A 24,992-nucleotide genomic window follows, 5' to 3' on the forward strand; every position below is an offset into this window, starting at 1 on the left:
AATTAAATACATATTGACAATGATTCTCATTATAGTATAATGAGAATTAGAAAAACACAATTCAAAAATATTAATGCACTGCCTTTTCTTGATGATCTAAATCAGATTAGCGCAGAGCTTAAAAAGAGAGCCGGGAGCTCCGTTGCGTAAATACATTACGCGCGGAGTTTTTTTGTTGATAGGAAACCAAAGGAGTGTGGACTGGATGTTTGGCTATGATAGGATTGTGCAGGATTCATGGCATGAGCCGCAGACAGAATTGCGCCCTGTCCGGTGCGCTTTTTGCAATAGCATGCTGTTTCGCGGTGCAGTGGAAAAAATCGAAATTAAATGCCCAAAATGTGCGGCTATTCAGGTTTTGCAACGCAACGGAGACGGCTGGATCAGTGAACGCAGCCTGCCACGAAACCGGTTTGTCAGGTTGGGTTGTGCCCGGGCGCGTATGGTGACCGACAGTGCAGGGCGGCTTGTGGCCATTCCGGACCGGCCACAGCGTGTCATTACTTTGAATTCATCCAACCTGGGGCTGTACGTGGCAACTGGTGGCAGGCCGGTCGGCAGGGGCACCGGCGACATGGTGCCTGTCACTCTGCAAGATGAAATTAGACATATTCCCACAGTAGGCCTGCCGCCCAAACCCGACTTAGAACGCATTATTGCGATAAAACCGGATTTGGTAATCGGCATGGCTTTTCCGGCGCATCAGTCGCTGGCGGTTATCCTGGAAAGAAAGGGTATCCCGACGATTTTGCAGACGTTTGCCCGTTACTCGGATGTCCTGGAAGCGCTACATTTTTACGGGGAGCTAAACGGCAACCAGGGACTTGCCGATAAAAAAATCACCGCTATTGAAAAACAGCGGTGGCGGCTGATCGAACAAGCGGGCGGACGCCCTGCGCCAAGGGTGCTCATTGTTTGGGCGATCGACGGCGGACTATATGTAGCGCTTTCTACAAGTTTTATCGGTGACATGGTGAAACGGCTGGGGGGGGTGAATATGTCTGATCTGCTGGCGCCTATGGAGAAAAAATTAGCCTATGCGCCGCTGGATTTTGAAGCAATTGCTTCCGTTCAGCCGGATGTCATTTTATTCATTGACCACCGGTTTGGCGAGATGGCGGATAAAGGGCTGCAGGTATTGCAAAATCCCTTGTGGCAGAGGCTGGATGCCGTGCGGCAAAACCGCGTATACCATCTCCCTTATTCTCTGTTTGCCGTCAATCCCGGAGCGCAGATTGAGGAAGCTTTGAGCGTCCTGGCCGGTTTTCTTTATGGAAAGCAGAATGGCTGATGGAGTCATTCAGGCCTTATATGATTATATCGCAGGATGAAAGGAATGATTTTATATGCAATATATTGTTTTGTATTCATCGCGGACAGGAAATACGAAAAAAATAGCGGAGGCCATCAGCAGCGTTCTGCCGGCGGCAACTCCCTGTCTGCCGGTTGGGGAAGCACCGGTGGATTTAAGCGGTTATGATTGCGTGTTTACCGGGTTTTGGGTTGACCGCGGTTCGGCCGATCCGCAGGCGCAACAACTGCTGCGTCAACTGGAGCATCCGCGCGTGGCCCTGTTTGCCACATTAGGGGCAGATCCCAAGTCGCAGCATGCGGCCGACAGCCTTCGCAATGCGGCGGCGCTGCGCCCCGGCAGCAATCCGCTGGTACATAGTTTTATCTGTCAGGGAAAAGTTGACCCGGAATTGATCAAGCAAATGAAAAAAATGTTTCCTGCCGGCCATCCTCATGCGGTGGATGAAAAACGGGAGGCACTACATCAGGAAGCGAGCAAACATCCGGATGAAGCTGATCTGGCGGCCGCGAAAGCGTTCGCGGCCGAGACCGTTAAACGTCTGGAGAACCTGAGATGATGAAACTGCAAGACTTGTTGCAAACACTCTCGGCGGAAGAACAAGCGCTCCAACTGGGGTATGAAAAGGCCGATCCGCTGACAGGCGCTTTTTCCCAGAAACGGGTAGTGCATGCGGGGCTGCAGGGTCATCCCGTGCCGACTGGTCAAGCGCAGGCGATCTGGCACCGGGTTATGGAACGGCCGCCGGCTGAAAAAACAGAACGGTCAGCCTATATTCATATTCCTTTTTGCCAGACAAAATGTCTGTATTGCGGGTTCTTTCAAAATGCAGCCAATCAGGCGGCGGAAGATCGCTATATCGATTGCCTGGTTCGGGAACTGGAGGCCGATGCCAGTCAGCCCCAACTGAAAGAGGGATTGATACACGCCGTTTTTATCGGCGGCGGCACGCCTACCTCGTTGTCGCCGCACAATGCCCGGCGGTTGCTGCAGGCCGTTCATCGCTGTCTGCCCCTGGCCAACGACTATGAACTGACTCTGGAAGGACGCACCCATGACCTGATACCGGCAAAAATGGATGTCTGGATGGACAACGGCGTGAATCGCGTGTCCCTGGGCGTACAGTCGTTTCACACAAAAATTCGCCGTCAGCTGGGAAGAGTCGATGACCGGGAAACCGTACTACAGCGGTTGGCAGCATTAAAAGCCTATCAACAATGTTCTGTCATAGTCGACCTTATTTATGGTCTGCCTGATCAGGACATGCAGGCCTGGGAGGAGGACCTGCGGATTCTGGCCGATTCGGCGGTCGACGGCATGGACTTATACCAACTTAACGTATTTGACGGCAGTGATTTGGATAAACGGATACTGGCGGGGACAATGTCCCCGGCGGCCAGTACCGCCCAACAGGCGCAAATGTACGCTTTCGCCCAGGAATTCGTAGCGAAGCGAAATTTTTCGCGTCTTAGCATGTGCCATTGGCAGCGGAATAACCGGGAACGCAGCCTTTACAATACACTGGCGAAACGGGGGGGCGTCATATTTCCGTTTGGCTGCGGCGCCGGCGGCAATGCCGGCGGTTATACGACCATGCTTCACCGGGGGCTGCAGCCTTATGAAAACATGGTCATGGGCGGGCTTAAGCCCTTCATGGTCCTGATGGAGCAAGCGCCGCTGCAATCAGTGATCAACAGCATATTGGACCAGCTGGAGCGGGGCTTCCTGGACTTACAGCCGCTGATCAAGGCCGACGAACGGCTGGCTGAGTTGAAGTGGCTCTATGATCTTTGGGAGCAAAGGGGGCTTGTGCATTACGACGGCGTTGTCTACCGTTTGACCGTGGCCGGCCAGTTTTGGCAGGTAAATATTGCGCAGACTACGGTGGAATGCGTGCAGGTTATTGTGACGCAGGAGCACAGTATTGCCGTGCAGGGGGTCGCTGCTCAGGACAGGAAGGCACGGCCGCCAGGGACTAAGGTTATGCCGCCAGGGCATCCGGCCATTGATCTGAATCCGATACCTGGCAGGAAAAAAATGGCGTCCGGTAATTCCTCCTGTATTGGTCAATGATGATATTTGATAGGCACTCAAACATTTGCATTATTATGCTGACTGCCGGCGTCCAGGCAATACAGCCGGCTGCTGGTGACGGCTCCATAAACGGAGTCTGGATATGATAATACGGAGGCGTATACATTGGAAGGATTTATCTATTTGATTCATTTATTTCACAAAGGCGGTTTTGTCATGTATCCCCTGTTGATTTGCTCGTTGCTGGCGGTAATGATCGCCGCGGAGCGGGTTTATTACTACCGCCGCAACCGGCAAAATAGCGACGGGCTGAAAGCACAGATCCGCGATACACTGGCTGCCCGGGACTGGGACAGGGCCATTGCCGTCTGCGATACATTCGATACGGTTATGAGCCGGACGGTGAAAGCCGGCCTGCTCCATGCCCGATCTCCCCAGGTTGGCACCATGACGGTAAAGGCTGCATTTGAAGAACGGATGGCGGTAGAGGTAACAGGCCTGAAAAAGCATCATGACTACCTGAGCGCTATCGTTACCGTTGCCCCGCTGCTCGGCTTGCTCGGCACCGTTATCGGCATGATCGGCTCCTTCAGCGTCATGGACGGTTCCGGCAGCGGCACGGCGGCCATCAGCGGCGGCGTCGGGGAAGCACTGGTCGCGACAGCGGCCGGCCTGTGCGTGGCCATACTGGCGTTTGTTATCCACACTTACTTTTCCCATCAATTTGATTCGATCCTCACCGCCACGGAGAATCTGTGCCTTTCCGTGCTAGAACACAAGCGGGGGGAAGCGGCATGAAATTCAGAAATGTCCGCGGTATTTCCACACCGTCATTTATGATCATACCTATGATCGATATTATTTTTTTTCTACTGGTCTTTTTTATGATGAACAGCTTGCAAACGACCACCCAACGGGCGCTGGCGGTGCAGCTGCCCCAGGCAACTCGGGCGGAGGTGCCGTCCCAGCTGCCGGTGATTATTAGCCTTGATTCGGCTGGCCGGATCGCCCTGGACGCCAAATTCGTATCGCTCGCCGACGCAGCCGCCCATCTGCAGGCGCAAACAGCGGCCAATCCGCAATTGGCAGTCATCCTGCAGGCCGATAAATCAACCTCTCACGGTCAGGTGGTAGCGGTCATGGATATGCTTAAAGCGGCGGGTGTCAAAAAACTGGGTATTGCCGCGGAGAAGAAAGCAAGGTGATTTCATGACAGAATATTGCAGCTGGCGGCGGGCATTCCTGTATTCGGGGCTTTTTCATCTGGCGGTGGCGATTTGCTTCGGACTGGGCTTTAACGGCAATATAATCCACCAGCCGGAAGCGGAATATGTCATTGATCTGGACATGACTGACTTGGTGCAGGGCAGTGGTCAGGCAGGCGGCGGCACGCCACAACAGGCGGAATCCCGGCCGGAGACGGAGACGCCGCTGGAACCGGCAGCCCTGTCGCCGGAAAACATTGCCGTGCCTGTTTCCGCTCCGGTGGCATCGCCGGCTGCTGCAGCCAGAACCCGCATGGCCGGCAGCAGTGGTGCCGGCACCGCTGCGGGAGACGGAGACGGGGCGGGTGACGGGCGCGGTCATGGTGAAGGCAGCGGTTACGGTGGGGGCACCGGCAGCAGCGGCGTCGCCGGCACCGGCAGCGGCGCCTTTGATTTTAACGGCTTCGCCAACGCGGTTGACGCCAACAAGCAGTACCCTTATATGGCGGTAAAACGCAATATCCAGGGAACGGTTACGGTAGCGGTCAAACTGGATGCGGACGGCAATCTGGTAAGCGCCAGTACCGTCGGTTCGGCCGCCCGCATGCTGGAACAGGCCGCACTGCAGGCCATAAGCGCCGTATGCCCCTATCCCAATGCGCTCAAAGCGCCGGTAAGCTTTACCACCACCGTCCATTTTGTGTTAAAGTAATTAACTTATGAGCCAATGCCCGCAGGCCGCCATCGGGATGGCCGGAACAAAGAAAAAATGTAAGGAACAGGGGGGAATAACCTTGAATAAAAAAAGAAGGGCCCGCTGCGCGGTCGCCGCTTTGTTGACAGCCAATATTTTTGCCCTGTGGAGCGGGGGAGGGACACTGGCCGCCACCAATGACACAGCCCAAACAAGGGATATCGTCGTCGAGGCCGACGCCGCCAAGGAAGAAGCCAAATACTCCTCGCAAAGCACCACTATCATTACCAAGGAAGACATTGAGCGCAAACAGGCCAAAAGCGTCGAAGACGTCATCTTCGATGAAACCGGCGTAACCCGGACCGTAGATGCGATGGGACGGGTAGGCATTTCGATCCGGGGCGCCGAGCCACGGCATACGCTGATCTTAGTGGATGGCCAGCCTGTCATGGGAGACTTTGCAAAATACTACGGAGCCAGTGATGAAGTCATGCGTTTAGGGACGGAGAATGTAGAACGCATAGAAATCATACGGGGAGCGGCATCAGCGAAGTACGGGGCTGATGCGATCGGCGGGGTAGTCAATATTATCACGAAAAAAGCCGGGGCGGCACCCTCGCTGCAGGTCAATGCAGAAGGACGGAGAATCAGCGGAGACGGGGATATATTTCCGTATCAGAATATATTTTTGCGAGCCGATACAGGCGAAGTAGGAAAATTCCGGGTAGGCGTATATGGCAGCAAGCGGGATATCATGCCGGTCTATGGGACTACGTATTTCGGCGGACTGGGAAGTGGAGAGAATGTACGGAACTCCCTGCGCTACTATGGGGATATCAAGAATATCGGCTTGCTAGGAAGCTATGAGCTCGATGACCGGAACAAGCTCGAATTCAATATTGACCGGCTGAATGAAGATCTGGAACGGTATGTCAAGCATTCGGACTTAGGATCGGAGCCGCAGCAGCATTTTAAACGGACCATGGACCGGAATACGTACCGGTTGGCGTACAGTGGGAACAATGGCGGAGATACGGACTGGAAGGTGGATGTCAACTATGCGAAGCTGAATGAAGACGACATCACGCTGAGCTCTACCTTTGGCGAATCGAACTATGAAGGCAAGAATACGTTAAACTACATTGACGATATCGAGCATGCACAGCTGGATATCAAGATGTCGGCAAACACGCAGGTCAACGACAAGCATTTGCTGACCTATGGCTTTGGCTATACGAAGGAAACAGGGGAAGGAAGCCGGCTGAAAAATGCGCCGGATACCTATACGCGCTACATCGACCCCTGGGACTATGACAAGAACCTCTATACCGAAGGCGGAACCGGGGAACCCTCATCCAACGTGCATGACTATGCCATGGCCTTTAATGACGCCGGCGTGCCTTACTACGATCAGGACTATGAATGGTACGGTGTGCGCGATACCGGCGGCGGAACCATAATCCCCCCTTTTACGTACCAGGATTTTATACAATACACAGCTTATTGCACTGGGGCCCCGGCGGACGTAGTGGCCAGGCGGGACGCGTTTGCCGCGCTGCTGAAAGCGGAAAATCCATCGCTTGTTCTTAGTAATGCATCAGCGGTTAATCATTATTACGCCTCATATTATAATGATGCTACCTACAACGGGAAGAAGTTTCAAGAAGAATACAATAGCCGGCAGAATCGTCAGCAGGTAGGCCGGGCGGAAATCAAAAAACAGCACTTTTTTCTTCAGGATACGTGGCAGCTCAATCCCAATACGATCCTGACGCCGATCCTGCGCGTCGATCACAGCAATCTGTTTGGAACGAATGCGACTTTAAATATGGGAATGACGCATAATATCAACGGGAATGCCCACCGGCGGTTCAAGGCCAATATTGGCACGGGTTATACGGAGCCGGGCATGGGCGAGCTCTATTACAACTGGGAAATGTATGCAGGCGCACCTGTGGATATGTTGGTAGGGAAGCTGGGGTATTACTGGATCGGCAATCCTGACCTGAAACCGGAAAAGTCGGTGAACTTCGACATCGGGATTGAAGGAGAGAACAGGAATACGTCGGCCAGACTCAATGTATTCCACAATCGCATCAATAATTATATGACAACGTATTTCACCGGCTATTTGATGGATTTTTATCCTGACGAAACGGGTTGGAAATGGGTTGTTCCGCCGGATATGATCTACAGCTTTAGGAATATCGGCAAGGCGGAAATCACCGGTGCGGAAGCCGAAGTGTCGCAGAAGTTTGACGAGCACTGGACAGGGAAGCTGGGCTATACCTATCTCTATGCCCTGAACAAAAGCGATCCTGATATGCCGCGTCAGCTTCTGGATAAACCACAGCATAAGGTCGATATCGGCATCACCTATGAAAACCGGAAAGGCGGCTGGCGATCTTCCCTGTGGGGCAATTATTATATCAATATGCTCGACAGCAACAGTGTTGCCAATAACGGCAATTACCTGACCTATGACGAAAACGGTGAGGTGAAATATAACTTTGCCGAAGGCGGCAAACAGACCTATGAAAAGAAAACCTTCGGTCTCTGGAATTTCTTGCTCCAAAAAGATTTGTCCAAAGATTCAATGGCATACTTTGGCATTGACAACCTGTTTAATCATCGCGATGATGACCGGGCCTTCCAGGAAAGGGTCTATAAAATTGGCCTGAATATGAGGTTTGGCGCTGATAAAGACAGCAAGAAAGAGGACAACCAGACAGACATAACAGCAAAAGACACATCGCAGGAAACAGTAAATCAGGAAGCAACTGATGAAGCAAAGAACTGGTTTATCACCAAACCGTTTGACGAAAATAAACAAGAAGGCGTAGAGTTGATTGGCGACTATTCTGCGCGCTGGAACGCCTATACAGGCAAGGAAAAACCGGAAGCGCGAGTAACGGCGGCCTCCAGTGTGGGAGACGCGGAAAAGAATACCCTGGAAAAAGCAGATCATGGCTTTGAACAGCGTCTGCGCTTGGGCATTGATGCAAGAATAGGCGATAGTACAAATGTTACCATCCTGGGCAGTGCGACCGGCATGAACGGTGTAGATACAGCCTATGATGTAGCCGGCTCAAAAGGAATGAACGAGCAGCGGTTGGAAAAAGCGGAAGTTACGCAGAATGTGAAAAAATGGGACTTTACGGCAGGCCGGCTGACCGAACCGATGGGCGTGACAGGCTACTGGTTTGGCCAGGAATATGACGGCGGCCGGGCCGTCTGGACGAATAAAAAGACCCAGGTACGGCTCGGATATGGTGATTTCAGCCATAGCACCGGGATTACGGATTCGGCCTATACTCATGCGACGCGGCAGGTCTTCTTCCGGGCGCCCACCAAGGAGGAATGGCTGGGCTGGCAATCCAGCATCGAAACTTGGGACGGAGCTTACGGTGACGGTGTGGTTAGTGTGGACGGCTATCTGAGTTTGTACCAGAAGCTGGCCCAGGCGGCTAGCCTGGAGGAACAACAGCAGATCGTCAATCAATACCTGGAGGTCGTTAAGCAGGATGATCCGGCAGCGTACGATAAAATTACATCCAGCACTACAACGTTGTCCATCAACACTTTTGCCTGGAAAAAAGTCGCGGTTAGGGATGCGACAACAGGAGAACTAGTGGGCGAATACATTGCCATGGTAAGTCCGTATTTGGATAATTATACGGAGAAAATTTCCTATGCAGACTGGTTTAATCAGGAAGCATTGGAACAGGCCGCAGAAAGTGTATGGAATAAAATCGAATCCACTTTGGAAACAGATGGTACAAAAACAGTCACTATAGGCCTGAGCAGCTATCAGAGCACGTTTCTGCTGTCCAACGGAAAGTATACTTTCGAGAGCACCTTCCTAGGCTATGGAGAATACACGGGCGATCAGGTGTTACAGCCTATGGGGAGTGAAAAATATGTGATACCCATAGATGAAGTCAGTGCAAGTGATTTTATAACACTTACGAAGGAAGAAGCGGAGGCTAGGGCTATTACGTCCTTATGGGATAAGCAGAATGCCTTGAAAACGGTAACCTCGTGGAAACGGCTTTCTGCTGGCACTGCGGTCAGCAACACGGGGTACCTCGTTGATGCTGACATGGGGGCTGCGGTTAAGGCTATTGTTAATTTGCTGGCAGGAACTACCTGGCAGCCGGAGGACGACAGCTCTCTGCCCTTAAAGCTGTTGGAGGAACTGGGAGAAATTCTGTCAGTAGAAGGTACGGTACTGGTACAGGACCGGATCCCGTCCATAAATAATGCTGTATTTGCCCAGGCAAAACAGCAGATCGGCGATAATCTGGGAATCCAGGCCTGGTATTTACGTTCTGTCAATGACAAGCAGCACAGCATAGCGGTAGCCAATGGCGATATCAATGACGTATATGACTTTGATCAGCTGGCCAATGTCGTCGGCGTGGGGGCAAAATGGAAGCTCAATGATCAAATCACCTTGTCCTATGACCTGGGACAGAACCTGACTGATTTTGGCCGGTTCATGAATGGAAAAACGCTATATAACCACACAGCGGGAACGTCGGACTTTACGCTAGCCGGCCGGGAAGCGGGAGGAACACCGCGGTTCTGGGTAGCCCGTGTGGATATAGGTCATAGCGATACGGATCACCCGGGCAGCTGGAATGCCTTTGCCGATTACAAGCACTTTGAGCATGGTTCGTTCTTTGGCGGCAATGGCACCGAAGGCGTACCGGACCGGTATCTGGATGGTATCCGCAGCTTTACGCTGGGAGCCGGCTATGTACCGGCCAAAGACTTCCTGTTAGAAGCGTTCTATACCTTTGATGCGAAAGGCACAGGCAAACGAGATACGCTGTATGGAGCAGAGGATTTCAAACTGGGAGATTATACGAGAATGCAATTGACGTACAAGTTCTAAGAAAGACGGTCGTTTATGTACGCTTCAGTATTGCCGTGCAGGGGGGCGCTGCTCAGGACAGGAAGGCACGGCCGCCAGGGCATCCGGCCATTGATCTGAATCCGATACCTGGCAGGAAAAAAATAGCGTTCCCATCCGTCCAAAAGGAGTAGTGTCTCTTTGCAGAGTATCGCTGATGAGAATTCATTGAGCACAGGGGTCAACAGTGCAGCGTTCATCATTCTATGACTGTTCGCCACGAAGGCAAAGGCTTGCTCCATGCGGAATTTTGCAATATTATACCCCAGCTCCGCTGCGAAGCCAATTTGAACCAATTATTAAGTAATGGGTTGATTAATGATCAAACGAGCTCCTTGTAAACAACGAAGGGACGTTGCTGCTGTTCGTAAGGAGCACGTAGGAAAATTAAAGGGTTAAGCGATTCCTAAGCAGAAGTATCGGCATAGAGCCGATACTTCTTTGTTCATATTACACTTGTTCTGTTATTGGCAGGCGGTCTCAACAATTAATGAAACCATAGGGTTTAGGGGAGAAGGTGAAAAATGGCCATTACAGTGAAAGATTTATTGTCAACTCCAGCATTTTGTAATTTTGAAGTTTTGGCGGGGAAAAACGGCTTGGATCGAATGGTGACTTCAGTTTCAGTCATGGATGCTCCGGATATTCACAATTGGATCAGGGGTGGAGAAATCCTCATGACAACCGGTTATATTATGAAAGACGATACGTTGAAATTTCTGGATTTAATTAAAAATATTAATCAGGCACAGGCTGCGGCATTGTTTGTCAAGATAACAAGGTTTATTGACACTTTACCGGAAGAAGTCCTGGCGTTAGCCGAAGAACTGGCCTTCCCGATCGTATATATGCCGGTAAATCTTGCTTTTATCGATGTCATTCATCCTGTCTTGTCCCAAATTGTCAATGACCAGGCCAGACGGCTGCAGCTTTCTGAAAATATTCACCGTTCTTTCACTAACCTTGTTTTAAGCGGCGGTGAAACAGAGCAAATTATCAATACCCTGGGAACAATCATAGACCGGGACGTCGCTTATTTCGACCTTTACTTCAGGAAAAATTATATTTCTGCCAGAACGCCACAATTCAGGGACAATATATTAAATACGGCTTTGGAAGACCTTTTGCTTCAGTATATGAGCTATCCGATACGAAGCGACAACAGGGTTTTCGGGTATCTGATTTATTGCCGGCGAGAACAAGGCAGTAACGCCGATGACTGTGACGATATTGCTGTCGAACATGCCAGCACGGTGTTAAAACTTAATGTGCAGAAGAAAATATCGAATCTGGAGATTGAGTATCGCTATAAAAATGAATTTATTCAAGATCTGATTATGAACAATATTAAATACCGTGATGAAGTGACAAACCGGGCCAGCTTGTACGGCTGGGATTTTTCAAAAGGCCTGACGGCCGTTCTGGTTGAAATTCACGGATTTAAGGAAAGCTATCTCGAGGCCAGCCACTGCCAGGCTATCGAGTCACTGGAAATGATTCGCGAACAGATTTTTGAAACATGCAAACTGTTGATAAAACATAATTTTGCTCCGCTGATTTTTGCAAGCCTGAGTGACAGTATCGTTTTTTTAATTGAGACTCAGACCTTGAATATGAGCGCTTTCCACACCCAGTTAGCGGCCGTTTGCCTGGAAATTGAAACAAATGTGGAAAAAAATCACCACTTCTTTGTCACGATCGGTATTGGTAATCACAAAAAATCCGTAATGGACGTTCATTTGAGTTATCAGGAGGCAAAAACGGCAGTTCAGATTGGCAGGTTACTCTATAAGCAAAATAAAACGGTATTTTACAAAAACATTGGTGTGTATAAACTGCTGGAATCTTTATATAATACTGACGAAGCCAGAGAATTTTGTGATTTGTCCATTGGTAAGCTGAAGCAGTATGATAAGAAATACGGAACTGAATTCTTTCAGACGCTCGTTTGTATTAATGACTGTGGCTGGAATTTAAGAAAAACTGCTGAAAAATTGTACATTCATTATAATACCATCAAATACCGGTATAAAAAGATTGCTGATATTCTCAATAGTAATCTTGACGACAGTGAAGAACGCTTTGCCATGTCACTTGCGATTAAGCTCATTCGTATGGCTGACGAGTAACTTTGTCTGTAAGGGACATTAATTTTAGGATTTATTTGTACTATAGAGACAATGGATTATTTTCCTTCTTGCTATAGAATAGAAGCATACCATGTAATAACATACTTTTGCTGCACGATGAAGTGTCGATCGGAACTGTTTCCGTATCGGCACTTATTTTTTATCCGGGAGGTGTGCGCCGGCGAAGCTGGTAGTGACATGGTATTAATTTTTTTGAAGGAGAGGGAAAAAATTTATGAAAAAATGGTTTATCAGTCTGACGCTTGTCTTGTTTGTGCTGGCAGGTGTGCTTTCCGGCTGTGGCGGCAGCACAAGCAAAGTTGCCAAAATTGGCTTTGTCGGTCCTCTGACCGGCGGCAACTCTGCTATTGGTGTGGGCATGAAAAACTCAGTTGAATTGGCAATTAATCAGGCCAATGCTGCAGGCAAGCTGCCTTATAAACTTGAGCTTGTGGCAGTGGATGATGCCGGCGATCCGACAACTGCTGTTAACGCCGCGAACAAGCTTACCTCAGACCCTAGTATTGTTGGGGTTGTGGCTCATTTCAACAGCGGCGCGGCGCTGGCCACCGTGCCGGTATTTCACAAAAACGGCTTGTCTGCCGTTATTGCAGCGGCCATTCACCCCAATATTACCAAAGATGGATTTAAAGAGATAACCCGGGTGATAACAGCCGCCGATATCCAGAATGAAGTGGCCGGCAATGTGGCTGCAAAAGACTGGGGCCTGAAAACCTTTGCCGTCATCCATGATAAAACTGACTACGGGAAAACCAATGCCGAACAATTTATTGCCTCAGTCAAGAATAATGGCGGTGAAGTTGTTTCCTTTGACGGCGTTTCGGTTGGGCAACAGGATTTTTCAGCTCTTCTGACTACAATTAAAAGCAAAAATCCTGACATGGTATTTTTTGGTGGAGTTGCCACTGAAGCAGCTCTTATTAAGCGGCAAATGACTGAATTGAAGATGGCTTCTATTTTCATGAGCGATTCGGGGATTCTCTCTGATACTTTTAACAAAATTGCCGGACCTGCCGCTGACGGCACGCTCGCTCACGGTATTGGCAAACCGCTTGAGGATTTGCCGGGCGGCAAAGATTTCATCAAGGCTTATGCCGATGCCAAATATGCGGAACCTCACGAGGCATACGCCCCCTTTGCTTATGATGCGGCCAACATCATTATTAAAGGAATTGAGCAGGTTGGCCCTGACCGTGCCAAGCTTGCCGACGCGATTCGTGGCATAACAAATTTCCAGGGTATTCTGGGCGAGACCACGTTTGATGAAAAAGGACAGACACGCCTCAAGATTATTACGACCTATATCAGCGAAGATGGTAAATGGGTCCCGTATTACCGTTCGACACTGAAAGTAAAAGATAAACAGATCCAGAAGAATTAAGTAAACTCTGGGGAATGGAGTGATGCTCTTGTCTGGCGAACTTATCATACAACAACTGTTAAACGGCTTGAGTCTGGGATTTATGTATGCGCTGATTGCTGTTGGCTTTACTTTATTTTTTGGCGTCATTGAAGTTGTTAACTTTGCTCATGGCGAAGTATTTATGCTGGGAGCCTTCTGCGCTTTGGTAGCCAGCGAGGTTTTGCTTTCAACAGGCTTGCTGTCAGGTTCGATACTCTTTTTTGCCCTGGTTATTCTGGCGGTATTGGCAGCAGGCGCAGTAGTGGGGATGGCCATGGAGAAAGTCATTATTAAGCCGCTGCGCAATGCGCCGGAGATTATGACATTGCTGATTACGCTGGGGGCATCTATCGTCATGCGGGAATCCATCATGCTGTTCTTCCCCAATGGCCGCAATCCACAGCCTTTCCCTCTCTTAATCGATATGCCGGGCCTTGCTCTGGGCGGCGTTCTCATCAAGCCTGACGTGATTCTAACCGTACTGCTGGCTGGCGGACTCATTACCGGGTTGTACCTGCTGATCGAAAAAACAGCGTTTGGCCGGTACATCAGAGCCACGGCTCAGGACCGGGAAGCCGCTATGATGATGGGCATTAAAGTGAACCAGGTATTTCTCATTACATTTGCTTTGGGTTCAGCCCTCGGTGCGGTCGCAGGACTGATGAACGGAATGGCCTACGGCATCGTTAAGTTTAACATGGGCTTTGTTATCGGGATAAAAGGCTTTGCTGCCGCAGTAGTTGGCGGTTTAGGCAATGTTTACGGAGCTGTTGCCGGGGGACTGCTGCTTGGCTTCATGGAAATTCTAGCGGTTGCTCTTATTCCGGACGGATCCCGCTTTCAGGAAAGCATCAGCTTTGTGGTCGTCATTCTGTTTTTGGTGTTCCGGCCGGCGGGGATTTTTGGTGAACGCGCTTATGAAAAGGTTTAGGAGGAACAGTGTATGTCACTAAAAATTCTTCTGACAGAAATCATCGGTTATTTACTCTTTCTTGGCTTTGTCAATATAGAAAATCCGGTTGTTGTTATTGTTTATGTTTTAGGGGCGGCACTGGCATTTTTCGGATTGCTTTGGTTCCGGCGGGCCGCCTGGGATGGTCTGAAAGATGAGTTCAGGCATAACCTTGGACAAGCCACGGTCATTGCCTTTGGTCTGGCGTTAAGTTTCCCCTTTCTGCTGGCTGGAAATTCATATTGGCTGCAGGTAATTAACCTGGCGCTGTTATATTCGGTAATGGCCCTGGGCCTGAACTTTATGACAGGTAGAGCCGGGCTGGTTTGTCTTGGTTATGCAGCCTTTGTGGCCATCGGCGCCTATGTTGTCGGCATCCTTACCCTTAAAGTCGGTCTGTCTTTCTGGCCGGCGCTGTTGCTGGCCGGCCTAATCGCCAGTTTGTTCGGCATCCTGTTAGGGTTACCTGCTCTCCGGGTAAAGGGACACTATCTGGCACTTGTTACCATTGCTTTTGGGCTGATCATTCAGGAACTGTTATTAAACATGGAGGGACTGACCGGCGGCACCAACGGGTTAATCAATATTCCGTCGCCGTCGATCCTGGGACATGACCTCGGATCGCCTCTGAATCTGGGCTTTATTCAGTTTCCCTTTCAGGCCAACTTTTATTATCTCAATTTAGTGATTCTTGCCCTTTCGGTCTGGGCCATTTACAAACTAAGTCACTCTTTTTTCGGGCTGTCCTTAAATGCGATGCGCGAAGATCAACTGGCTGCTCAGTGCTATGGTCTTAACCTCACGCTGTTTAAGCTGCTGGCTTTTGCGGTAGGTGCTTTTTTCGGCGGTATTGTCGGCGGCGTATACGCTGGCATGATTAATTTTATTGCGCCGGAAAACTTTGGTTTTCAGCAGTCAACACTGGTATTAAGCATGATTATATTTGGCGGCCTGGATTCAATACCAGGAGCTATTCTTGGGGCAATATTTCTAACGGTTTTTCCTGAAAAGTTTAGAGCCTTTGAAGACTTTCGTCTGCTGTTTTATGGAATTGTTATCGTTGCCTGCCTACGGTTTATGCCCGAAGGAGTATTGCCGTTCAAACATCGTATCTTCAACCCAAAATCACAGAATCAGGAGGGAGAACATGGAACTGCTGAATGTCAAGGAACTGACAATTCGCTTCGGCGGACTGGTTGCGGTAGATAATGTAAACCTGACTTTGGGGGTTGGGGAGACACTGGGTGTAATTGGGCCCAATGGCTCGGGAAAAACGACATTATTCAATTTGCTGTCAGGCATCTATGCGCCGACCAGCGGCAGTATCACTGTCAATGGTGCGCCCAGTCATGGTTTACGACCTGATCAGGTTTTTAAGCTGGGGATGGCCAGGACCTTTCAAAATGGCCGGCTGTTTTGGAATCTTAATGTTGTTGAGAATGTTATGATGGGGATTGCCGAAGTGCGTAAGCTGCCATGGTTCAGTTCGGTCTTTTCGAACGGTGGCAACTCCGGCGACAAGGTTGTACAACAAGCTATGGAGATTTTAAGTATCTTCGGCACCCTTTTGACCAGCCAGGCTCACAAACTGGCTAAAGATTTACCCTATGCCGACCGCCGGCGGTTAGAGATTTGCCGGGCTCTGGCGTCCGAACCCCAAATTTTGTTGCTTGATGAACCTTCCGCAGGGATGGATGCCGTCGAAACTGAAACTCTGATGCTGGATTTGAAGAAAGTAAAAAATACGCTGCCTCATTTATCCATTATTGTTGTTGAACATGATATGGACTTCATTAAAGGCCTGGTGGACCAGGTCATGGTGCTAAATTATGGCCGCTGTATTGCCTGCGGGTTATTTGATGATGTCGCCAGCAATGAGGAAGTGCTGCGGGCATATCTTGGTCAGGAGGTGACGGCATGTTGAAACTGACAAATATTTCGACAGCGTATGGCGCCATTCCGGTACTGAGAAATGTGTCGCTGACTGTTCCCAAGGGTTCGATTACCTGCCTCCTGGGCAGCAATGGTGCCGGCAAAACGACTGTAATCCGCACCATCCTGGGTTTGGTACAACCTTTGGCAGGCGAGATAACCTTCCTTGACCAGAGGCTTAACTCTTTACCTACCGATGAGGTTGTCAAGCGCGGCATCGCCGTTGTTCCGGAAGGACGCCGCGTATTTCCCAAAATGACTGTTGAAGAAAACTTACTCATCGGAGCCTGCAATATCAAAGATAAGCAGAAAATCCAGCAAGGCCTGGAAAGAGTGCTGGCACTGTTTCCCCGGTTAGCCGAAAGGCGGCGGCAGAATGCCGGAACCATGAGCGGTGGCGAACAGCAAATGCTGGCTATGGCCCGGGCCTTAATGAGCTATCCGAAAATAATGCTGCTGGATGAGCCGTCGCTTGGCTTAGCGCCGCTGCTGGTCAATGAAATATTTAAAACCATCGGTCAGATTAATCAGGAAGGCATTACCATTCTATTAATTGAACAAAACGGTTTTAAGGCACTGGAAATGGCACACCAGGCTTATCTGTTGCAAAAAGGCACGGTTGTTATGGAATGTACCGAGGCCGATTCGCAGGCAAAACAAAAAATTGCTGAAGTGTATTTGAAACAACACAGCAGAGGAGAATAAGTATGCTTAATGCAGTTAGTGCGGAAAGTGCCCGCGAAGCCGTTGATCTGCTCAAGTCAATACTCCGCATCAACACGACTAATCCGCCGGGTAAGGAATATCAGCTGGCAATATGGCTGGCAGCGTGGCTGGAGAAAAAGGGCGTTTCCAGCCAGGTCGTTGATTTGGGGAATGGCCGGGCCAATCTTATTGCCAAGCTGAGCGGGTTTTCCGGTCAACCAGCCTTATTGTATACCGGGCATTTGGATACCGTTCCTCCCGGGGATCAGGCCTGGGATTACCCGCCCTTCGCCGCCGAGCAGGCCGGAGATCTTATTTACGGCCGGGGCGCGTCCGATATGAAGGGCGGCCTGGCGGCTATGATTTTTGCCGTGAGCTGGCTAAAACAAAATAATATTACTCCCAGTCAGGATATTGTTCTCCTGGGAACGGCAGGCGAAGAGGTTGATTGCTGCGGTGCGCAGGCGTTTTGTGATGGCGGTGGTATGAAGGGTATTGGCGCTGCCGTTGTGGGCGAGCCTTCAAACGGTGATGTTATCGTTGCCCATAAGGGGGCGGTATGGCTGGAGATCGTTACAAAAGGCCGCACAGCTCACGGCTCTATGCCGCATCTTGGTATCAATGCTGTTGTCCATATGAATGCCATTGTGTCCAGTTTGTATCAGCGCTCCTTTCCTGTTCAGCCGAACGACTGGCTGGGTTTGCCCACTTTTAGCGTCAATAAAATCCAGGGCGGGGTGGCAACCAATGTTATTTCCGACAATTGCACCTGCAGCGTTGACTTCAGACTTATTCCCGGACAGACGGCCAACGACGTAACGGCTATGCTTCAGGATATCATTCAGGAGCTTACGCCCGCCTACCCGGAACTGGCGGCCGAACTTAAAATAGTAAACTACCGTAAGCCGGTTGCCTGCCCGGAAGGACATCCGATCATTGACAAGGCTCTGGCCTGTGCCAGGGGCATTTCAGGCACTCCTGTCGGCCTGCGCGGCGTAAACTTCTATACAGATGCTTCCACCTTGCTGCAAGGGTTAAACCTGCCTGTTATTTTTTACGGACCTGGTGACGATGCCCAGGCGCATCAACCCAATGAATACATTTCGGTGACGAAGTATCTGGAGGCAATTAATTTCTACGCAAATTTTGCCCGGTAATGTGTATGTAGTAACAGAGCGAGAAAACAAGAAGGGTTGACCAATGGTCAGCCCTTTATTTATGTAGGTCTGAAATACAAGCACGGCTATTATAGACTGGCAAGTAGCTTATATGTAAAGAAACTGTGGAAGCAATCTCCGCCCTGGGAGATTGCTCTTTTAATGAGGGGGTGGCTGTCATAATTTAGTCATAGTTTTATTCTATACTAATTAGGTAGAAAATGGGTACCTAATTAATTTTGACGAGGTGGTTACATGATAAAAAAAGTTACGATATTACTTGCTCTGTTGACGTCGCTTACGGCCCTTGTATTTGCAGCTTCCCCGCTTGAACGGGAAATACAAAACGATTTAAAAAAATTTGACGGCCGGGTTGGGGTCTTTGCCAAGAATTTGAATACTGGCCGGACGATCAAATTTAACTCGGACGACATATTTCCAACGGCTTCCACCAGTAAATTAGTGGTTGCTTTAGCTACCTATAAATACTTGTATCCTCAGGCCACACCAGCTAAGGCCGGCCAATATGACCGGCAAATAGAGCTGATGATGACGGTTAGTGATAATAACGCATTTCAAGAATTGTTAGATGAGATGGATCGCAGTAATAAGGATGTCCTTCCTAAGGTTGTCAAGAACCTTCAACTGCGCAAGACCCAAATACATAGTGAAGATGCATTTCAGAAATATCAATATCATAGCGTAACTACACCCTACGAAATGGGGAAAGTATTCGAGAAGATCTATACAGGCAAGTTTCTGAATAAAAGCAAAAGTGAACAGATGAAATACGAGTTGGCTAATACAATTTATCATGACGAAATCCCACGCTACATGCAGACACCTGTCTTTCATAAGGTAGGTGAACTGGATGCAATACTTTGTGATGTGGGGGTAATCCAGGATGGTCATGATCCGATTCTGATCAGCTTTTTCACATCGACAGCAGATCATACTTATTCCAGCAATTTTATTGCCAGTGAATCCGCAAAACTTTATAATGCCCTGCGGAGAAAATAGCAGCAAGATTATGAAGGGGTTTAAATTAGGGACGTTCCCATGACATTGTAAGGACTTCTGTGAGGGTTCAAATTCCAGAATAATGAAAACGTACAATGGCAGGGAAAAAAGGGGTGGTTAACGAAACAATATGTATTATGTAAAGTGATTTTTTCGTGTTACAGGAGGAAACAATGTTTGAATTTTTTATTGAAATGGGAAACAGAATTGTAAACGGCGGCTTCAAGACGCATTTGGCAGTTTGCTTTATTAGTTTAGCGTTAGGCATCATCATACTCCAGTTGGTATTTTCTAAACTGCTCAAAATAATCGCAAGAAAAACAAAAATCTCTTATCCCCTGCTGCAGCAAACATTCAGGGGAATACCTACGCTGCTGGGTATTCTCATTGGTCTTTATGTTGCCATGGAAATCCTGACAATCCCGCCGCGGCCGCTACTATTTCTCCAACGGTTGTTCCACGCTAATGTCATTCTGACCCTGACCCTTATGGTCGCACATCTGGGCTCCGGCTTTCTTAAGCATAAGCTCGGGAGAACATCCAAAAACTTCGCTTCTACTTCGATCTTAGCCACAGCAATTGACCTGTCTGTTTACGCCATCGGCATATTGGTTTTGCTTGAATCTTTCGGAGTTTCGATCTCTCCGTTGATCACCGCTTTGGGCGTTGGCGGCTTGGCTACAGCTTTGGCGCTGCAGGACACTTTAGCGAATTTATTTTCCGGCATCAACATTCTGGTGTCCAAACAAATTAAGATGGGTGACTTCGTTAAACTGTCAACAGGCGAAGAAGGTCATGTAGTGGACATGAACTGGCGCAATACCACAATAAAAACTCCCACTGAGAACATGGCGGTGGTACCCAACCAAAAAATTGCTTCATCTATAATCACCAATTATGCACAGCCGTTTGCTGAATGCTCCATCTCCATTCCCCTAGGAGTCAGTTATGAAAGTGATTTGGATCATGTGGAAAAAGTTACTGTCGCGGTTGCAAAAGAAATTCTCCAAGCAACCGAGGGAGGAGTCAAAAACTTTGAACCGTTTATCCGGTACAGTGGTTTTACCGGGTCCAGTATTAACTTCAATGTTATCCTGCGGGTAAAGACCGTGACAGACCAGCAGCTCATCTGCCACGAATTCATCAAGAGAATTTATGGATGTTACAAACAGGAAGGAATAATAATTCAGTTACAGAAATGAACGGTTCGCTGCTGATGGAATCACGCCAACGGCAAGGGACGGGGGGGACAGGTCCCTTTGTTCCTGAACAGGATAGGAGGTAGCTGCATGATTATACAACCATCTACTAATGATTATGGAGAATTGATTAAAGTTTGGGAAAATTCAGTGCGAGAAACTCATGATTTCTTAGCGGAAGAAGATATTCAATTTTATAAACCGTTAATTTTAAAAGAATACTTTCCTCAGTTAGATTTATTTTGCCATAATGATGACAATCGAAAAATTGATGGATTTATGGGAATCGTAGAGGGTAAGCTCGAAATGCTGTTTATTGACTCTGGAAAACGCGGTAAGGGAGTCGGCAAAGCGTTGCTTGTTTATGCGATCAATGAGCGAAATGTTAGGTGGGCAGATGTTAACGAACAAAATAACCAGGCTGTTGGATTTTATAAGCATATGGGTTTTCGTGTAGTCAGTCGCTCGGAGTTTGATGGAGCAGGAAAACATTATCCTATTTTATCCATGGAATTGGCTGAATGAAAAGAAAGGAACTAGGAAATAGAGTGTTCAAGGAGAATGAAGATGCGGTCTCAACCTTTGCGTAACACGGGGTTGGGGCTTGATTTTTTTTATAGAAAGAATATGACATATGGTGGGAAGGGACGGGGGGCAGGTCCCTTCCCACCATATGTCCCCCTCAGAGTTAGTCGGATAATAAAATCGGCAGAAAAATCGCAAGCAAGAACCGTCCAGAGAAATGGTCTAATAGAGGAAAATGGAATATGTTGTCGAAAATAGCGAAAATAACGAATATTAGCTCTCATTTTAGCATGAATCACTTTAGTGTATTTTCGCTCCTTGAATCTGTGGTTTGGGTATTTCGTTTTCGTAAGAAAAGACAAAATATTTATAAGGTAAGGTGATTAGATGACAAAACTAGAAATGATCAGAATAGTAGCTGACTATTTTCACAAGGCGAATGAATTCGATTGCTCGATGGTCATTGCTGATAAAGATGCGGTAATACTTGACTATAAGCCGGGTCGCGATCATGACACTAAAACTAGGCCGGGGGATATTCTTAAAGGCAGAAGCAAAGAATCTATGGAAACAAGGCAGATTATTAATGTTACTGTTCCAGAGAGCGTGTACGGTTTTCGTCTGAAAGGGAATGCAGTTCCTATCATTGAGGATAATGGGGAAGCTTCCGGCATGCTTATTATATCGGCAAGCATGCGAAAACAAGATAGTTTACATAGTACTGCGCAGTCAATTGCGGCTACGGCGGAGGAACTGTCAGCAACGACGGATGAACTGGCCGCTACAGCTGTTCGCTTGGCGGAAGAATTAGATAAGGTGAAAAGCGGTAGCGACAAGGTTCTGGCAGAGATAAACAAAACGGATGAAATTTTGAAATTTGTCAGTGATGTTGCTGCAAATTCAAATTTACTCGGACTTAACGCAGCAATTGAGGCCGCCCGGGCCGGTGAGCAGGGACGAGGCTTTGCGGTGGTGGCGGATGAGATTCGAAAAATGGCTGTTAATTGTGCTCAGTCGGTTAACGACATCAAGCGGATTCTACAAAACATCCATAATGAGACAAATGGAATAGTCAGTACTATTGCCGGTAGTGCTCAGCTAAGTGCAAGGCAGGCAGCGGCAACTGAACAAATAGGTGCGACTATGCAGCAACTGGCCTCATCTGCGACTGAAATTGAGAAGGTAGCCGATACGCTGTAGAGAAAGAGACCATTCAACCCCGTCCCTGTGACAACCTAGGGGGAGGTTTACAACTCTATTTAATCCTCCAAGTTCGTATTTCTACATGCTTGGTCGGCTTTTGAAAAATACTTTTCGGGGGATGAGCTTTCGAATAATAATAAAATGCTATCAGGGAAAAAACAAAAAAACCTAATGAAATGATATATAGATTCTCCATTAATATATCCATAAAGACCTCCTTTGTAACTGGTGTACTTTAACGGAATTCGTGACAATATATATATCAAGGTAGTCTGCCTTAGTCTTTTCTTACTCCGGGCGATCTACCAAAGATTCCCCCTGATCTGCTGATGACTTAAGCGTAACTGATTATTTTCCTTGACTAGCGATTTTTTTAGACTTGTTCAGATCTATCTTATTTGGCAAGTCGGGAGCTTTGTTGAGTAGTTGAATAAAGGACTTAATAATTACTTGTAATCAAAAGATGAATGGCCTTTTCTAAATTATTTTCTAGATTTTTAAGGCGTTCTGCTGTAGGAAGTTCACCTTTTTGACGGTATGTAATTTCGGTTGCTTGAATTATAATTCGTAATTGTTCTAGTTCGATACGTTTCTTCTCAACTTCTTTAAACTCATGAAGCATAAATGTTCCTCCGTTGTTGCCCGTCATCTAATTTATAACCGAAATTTTGCTAGTCAGTTTATATGGTGGTAGCTAGCGTTGACACACTAGTGAGAAGTGGTAAATTGTGTTTAGCAATACTCTTTTTGAGAAAACAAATGACACCAATCTATAAACAGACTGATGCCAAGGAGTACAATTCGTTATCGAATTGGCAACTTGGCAGTCATAGACCAATCTGTCCTTAGACCCATAGCTTTGCGTCCTTATCTTTAGATAAGTTTGCCCGTGAAATTTGTGAAATTATGTCTAATAAAGGTATCTCAGTTACAATCTTACATCCAAGCGAACTGTTAGTCAATGAAGAAACAGGACTAAAGTCTCGAGATTCCGGGAAATCAGTCCCGCTTGCCAGCGGGTATAGTCTTTCCAATGTCAAGGGATGGGGGTTATTGACATTACCTTGGTCTGATTCATCCCCAGGCTTGGTATGTTTTGTTTGTTGAATTCTGAAAAGCAGTATGATATAGTATTTACAACTTATGTGATTGGAGCTGAAGAGATGTAATTTTTCTTGTATTATACGGCATAACAAAATTATGGGAGCAGAAATGCTGTTTGTTTTGGTGTGCCTATGCAAGAAAGTTACTAATTCTTTTCACTCACAGAATATACCTCGTCGTGCCCAATTATTGGGCTTGGCTTTGCTGTATTTATGAGCTGCAAGAATTGACTTTCTTGCAGCTTTATATTTTTATACAGGAGGATAATTATGTCTTTAATAAACGTTACAAATCTGACCTTTGGCTATGACGGCAGTTATGATAACATATTTGAAAACGTGAGTTTTCAAATAGATACAGATTGGAAATTAGGCTTCACAGGAAGAAATGGTAGAGGCAAAACTACATTTCTTAACTTGCTGCTTGGTAAATATGAATACAGCGGTACTATTTCGGCCAAAGTAAACCTCGAATATTTTCCGTTCGAGGTAACTAACACAGAAAATGACACCATTGATGTAATTGACAACATCTATCCAGACTACCTTCTTTGGCAGGTTATGCGTGAGCTTTCATTGCTACAAGTTTCCGAGGACGTTTTATATCGCCCTTTTAATACACTTTCAAACGGAGAGCAAACAAAGGTGCTGCTTGCAACTTTGTTCCTTAAAGAGAATAGTTTCTTGCTGATTGATGAGCCGACGAACCACCTGGATATGAATGCAAGAAAAATTGTCAGTGACTATCTCAGCTCTAAACGTGGCTTCATTTTGGTATCTCACGACAGAGCATTTCTTGATAACTGTGTAGACCACATCCTTTCCATTAACAAAACAAATATTGAAATTCAAAAAGGGGATTTTTCGTCTTGGTGGGAAAATAAAAAAATGCAGGACAACTTTGAGCTTGCAGAAAACGAAAAACTCCGCAAAGATATTACACGCTTGTCATCCGCCGCCAAACGTACATCGGATTGGTCGGATAAAGTGGAAAAAACAAAGTTGGGTACAAAGAATTCAGGTTTAAGGCCGGATAAAGGTTATATAGGTCACAAGTCCGCAAAGATGATGAAACGTTCTAAGGCAATCGAAGCAAGGCAACAATCAGCTATTGATGAGAAGTCAAAGCTTCTCAAAAATATGGAAAGCTCTGAGAGACTAAAAATTTCCCAACTTAACTTTCATGCAGACCGCCTTGTAGAACTTGAAAATGTATCTATATTCTACGGCGAAAAGACAGCTTGTGAGCGCGTAAGTTTTACAATTGAGCAGGGTGACAGAGTAGCGCTTTGCGGTAAAAACGGCTCAGGAAAGTCGAGCCTTATTAAGCTGATTTGCGGAGAAAACATCACTTATACAGGCACTTTCAGAAAGGCAAGTCAGCTTAAAATATCCTATGTTTCGCAGGATACCTCTCACCTTAGGGGCAACTTAACCGACTATGCCACAGATAATGATATTGATGAAAGTCTTTTTAAGGC

Annotated in this window: 20 protein-coding genes and 1 riboswitch; of the genes, 19 read left to right on the top strand and 1 reads right to left on the bottom strand. The window is 47.6% G+C overall.

Translation table 11 applies throughout. The features are described 5' to 3' along the window. Positions 1–205: 205 nt before the first annotated feature. From VN379_RS03910 to VN379_RS03995, 18 genes are all read left to right on the top strand, one after another. Positions 206–1,291 (top strand): ABC transporter substrate-binding protein, encoded by a 1,086-nt coding sequence (locus tag VN379_RS03910; RefSeq protein ID WP_325530998.1) that lies wholly within the window; start codon positions 206–208, stop codon positions 1,289–1,291. Between the two features lie 70 nt (positions 1,292–1,361). Next, complete coding sequence (locus VN379_RS03915; protein WP_325531000.1) at positions 1,362–1,871, top strand: flavodoxin family protein; 510 nt, start codon at positions 1,362–1,364, stop codon at positions 1,869–1,871. Next, positions 1,868–3,385 carry a heme anaerobic degradation radical SAM methyltransferase ChuW/HutW gene (hutW, locus tag VN379_RS03920; protein WP_325531002.1) on the top strand — a complete coding sequence of 506 codons (1,518 nt, stop codon included), beginning with the start codon at positions 1,868–1,870 and terminating at the stop codon, positions 3,383–3,385. The genes VN379_RS03915 and hutW overlap by 4 nt, the downstream gene beginning before the upstream one ends. 126 nt (positions 3,386–3,511) lie before the next feature. After that, positions 3,512–4,144 (top strand): MotA/TolQ/ExbB proton channel family protein, encoded by a 633-nt coding sequence (locus VN379_RS03925; RefSeq protein ID WP_325531004.1) that lies wholly within the window; start codon positions 3,512–3,514, stop codon positions 4,142–4,144. Then, on the top strand, positions 4,141–4,551 hold the full coding sequence (locus tag VN379_RS03930; RefSeq protein WP_325531006.1) for a biopolymer transporter ExbD: 411 nt from the start codon (positions 4,141–4,143) through the stop codon (positions 4,549–4,551). The genes VN379_RS03925 and VN379_RS03930 overlap by 4 nt, the downstream gene beginning before the upstream one ends. Further along, positions 4,508–5,263, top strand: coding sequence for an energy transducer TonB (locus VN379_RS03935; RefSeq protein WP_325531008.1), 756 nt, complete (start codon positions 4,508–4,510; stop codon positions 5,261–5,263). The genes VN379_RS03930 and VN379_RS03935 overlap by 44 nt, the downstream gene beginning before the upstream one ends. Positions 5,264–5,345: 82 nt before the next feature. Continuing rightward, the gene (locus VN379_RS03940) at positions 5,346–10,145 is read left to right on the top strand and encodes a TonB-dependent receptor domain-containing protein (RefSeq protein WP_414714953.1); all 4,800 of its coding nucleotides are present in this window, start codon (positions 5,346–5,348) and stop codon (positions 10,143–10,145) included. 542 nt (positions 10,146–10,687) lie between these two features. Then, positions 10,688–12,292, top strand: a complete 1,605-nt coding sequence (locus VN379_RS03945) for a PucR family transcriptional regulator (RefSeq protein ID WP_325531010.1) — start codon at positions 10,688–10,690, stop codon at positions 12,290–12,292. Positions 12,293–12,527: 235 nt separating this feature from the next. Next, positions 12,528–13,694 carry a branched-chain amino acid ABC transporter substrate-binding protein gene (locus VN379_RS03950; protein WP_325531012.1) on the top strand — a complete coding sequence of 389 codons (1,167 nt, stop codon included), beginning with the start codon at positions 12,528–12,530 and terminating at the stop codon, positions 13,692–13,694. 28 nt (positions 13,695–13,722) lie between these two features. Next, positions 13,723–14,646, top strand: coding sequence for a branched-chain amino acid ABC transporter permease (locus VN379_RS03955; protein WP_325531014.1), 924 nt, complete (start codon positions 13,723–13,725; stop codon positions 14,644–14,646). A gap of 12 nt (positions 14,647–14,658) precedes the next feature. Beyond that, positions 14,659–15,876: a branched-chain amino acid ABC transporter permease gene (locus VN379_RS03960; protein WP_325531016.1), complete on the top strand. Its 1,218-nt coding sequence runs from the start codon at positions 14,659–14,661 to the stop codon at positions 15,874–15,876. Beyond that, a complete protein-coding gene (locus VN379_RS03965) occupies positions 15,815–16,591 on the top strand; it encodes an ABC transporter ATP-binding protein (protein WP_325531018.1) in 777 nt (258 codons plus the stop codon). The genes VN379_RS03960 and VN379_RS03965 overlap by 62 nt, the downstream gene beginning before the upstream one ends. Beyond that, the gene (locus VN379_RS03970) at positions 16,585–17,304 is read left to right on the top strand and encodes an ABC transporter ATP-binding protein (RefSeq protein WP_325531020.1); all 720 of its coding nucleotides are present in this window, start codon (positions 16,585–16,587) and stop codon (positions 17,302–17,304) included. Before VN379_RS03965 ends, VN379_RS03970 begins: the two co-directional genes overlap by 7 nt. Positions 17,305–17,306: 2 nt before the next feature. Further along, positions 17,307–18,461, top strand: coding sequence for a M20 family metallopeptidase (locus VN379_RS03975; protein WP_325531022.1), 1,155 nt, complete (start codon positions 17,307–17,309; stop codon positions 18,459–18,461). 255 nt (positions 18,462–18,716) lie between these two features. Then, positions 18,717–19,481, top strand: coding sequence for a serine hydrolase (locus tag VN379_RS03980; protein ID WP_325531024.1), 765 nt, complete (start codon positions 18,717–18,719; stop codon positions 19,479–19,481). Between the two features lie 173 nt (positions 19,482–19,654). Further along, entirely contained in the window at positions 19,655–20,683 is a 1,029-nt protein-coding gene (locus VN379_RS03985; protein WP_325531026.1) for a mechanosensitive ion channel family protein, read from the top strand. A gap of 87 nt (positions 20,684–20,770) precedes the next feature. Next, positions 20,771–21,205: a GNAT family N-acetyltransferase gene (locus tag VN379_RS03990; protein WP_325531028.1), complete on the top strand. Its 435-nt coding sequence runs from the start codon at positions 20,771–20,773 to the stop codon at positions 21,203–21,205. 387 nt (positions 21,206–21,592) lie between these two features. Beyond that, positions 21,593–22,405 (top strand): methyl-accepting chemotaxis protein, encoded by an 813-nt coding sequence (locus tag VN379_RS03995; protein ID WP_325531030.1) that lies wholly within the window; start codon positions 21,593–21,595, stop codon positions 22,403–22,405. A gap of 442 nt (positions 22,406–22,847) precedes the next feature. Here the strand turns inward: VN379_RS03995 and VN379_RS04000 are convergent, their stop codons facing one another. Beyond that, positions 22,848–23,030, bottom strand: coding sequence for a hypothetical protein (locus VN379_RS04000; protein WP_325531032.1), 183 nt, complete (start codon positions 23,028–23,030; stop codon positions 22,848–22,850). Between the two features lie 189 nt (positions 23,031–23,219). Further along, positions 23,220–23,306, bottom strand: a riboswitch (cyclic di-GMP riboswitch). Between the two features lie 475 nt (positions 23,307–23,781). Here VN379_RS04000 and VN379_RS04005 point away from each other — a divergent pair. Then, the coding region (locus VN379_RS04005) for an ATP-binding cassette domain-containing protein (RefSeq protein WP_325531034.1) at positions 23,782–24,992 on the top strand (1,211 nt) is incomplete at its 3' end.

The sequence above is a fragment of the Sporomusa sp. genome, from assembly GCF_035561255.1.
GTDB lineage: Bacteria > Bacillota > Negativicutes > Sporomusales > Sporomusaceae > Sporomusa.

Coding starts and splice junctions, on each gene's coding strand:
- VN379_RS03980 (WP_325531024.1), top strand. CDS start 18,717: ATGATAAAAAAAGTTACGATATTACTTGCTCTGTTGACGTCGCTTACG.
- VN379_RS03950 (WP_325531012.1), top strand. CDS start 12,528: ATGAAAAAATGGTTTATCAGTCTGACGCTTGTCTTGTTTGTGCTGGCA.
- VN379_RS04000 (WP_325531032.1), bottom strand. CDS start 23,030: ATGCTTCATGAGTTTAAAGAAGTTGAGAAGAAACGTATCGAACTAGAA.
- VN379_RS03985 (WP_325531026.1), top strand. CDS start 19,655: ATGTTTGAATTTTTTATTGAAATGGGAAACAGAATTGTAAACGGCGGC.
- VN379_RS03970 (WP_325531020.1), top strand. CDS start 16,585: ATGTTGAAACTGACAAATATTTCGACAGCGTATGGCGCCATTCCGGTA.
- hutW (WP_325531002.1), top strand. CDS start 1,868: ATGATGAAACTGCAAGACTTGTTGCAAACACTCTCGGCGGAAGAACAA.
- VN379_RS03990 (WP_325531028.1), top strand. CDS start 20,771: ATGATTATACAACCATCTACTAATGATTATGGAGAATTGATTAAAGTT.
- VN379_RS03975 (WP_325531022.1), top strand. CDS start 17,307: ATGCTTAATGCAGTTAGTGCGGAAAGTGCCCGCGAAGCCGTTGATCTG.
- VN379_RS03945 (WP_325531010.1), top strand. CDS start 10,688: ATGGCCATTACAGTGAAAGATTTATTGTCAACTCCAGCATTTTGTAAT.
- VN379_RS03965 (WP_325531018.1), top strand. CDS start 15,815: ATGGAACTGCTGAATGTCAAGGAACTGACAATTCGCTTCGGCGGACTG.
- VN379_RS03995 (WP_325531030.1), top strand. CDS start 21,593: ATGACAAAACTAGAAATGATCAGAATAGTAGCTGACTATTTTCACAAG.
- VN379_RS03910 (WP_325530998.1), top strand. CDS start 206: ATGTTTGGCTATGATAGGATTGTGCAGGATTCATGGCATGAGCCGCAG.
- VN379_RS03930 (WP_325531006.1), top strand. CDS start 4,141: ATGAAATTCAGAAATGTCCGCGGTATTTCCACACCGTCATTTATGATC.
- VN379_RS03960 (WP_325531016.1), top strand. CDS start 14,659: ATGTCACTAAAAATTCTTCTGACAGAAATCATCGGTTATTTACTCTTT.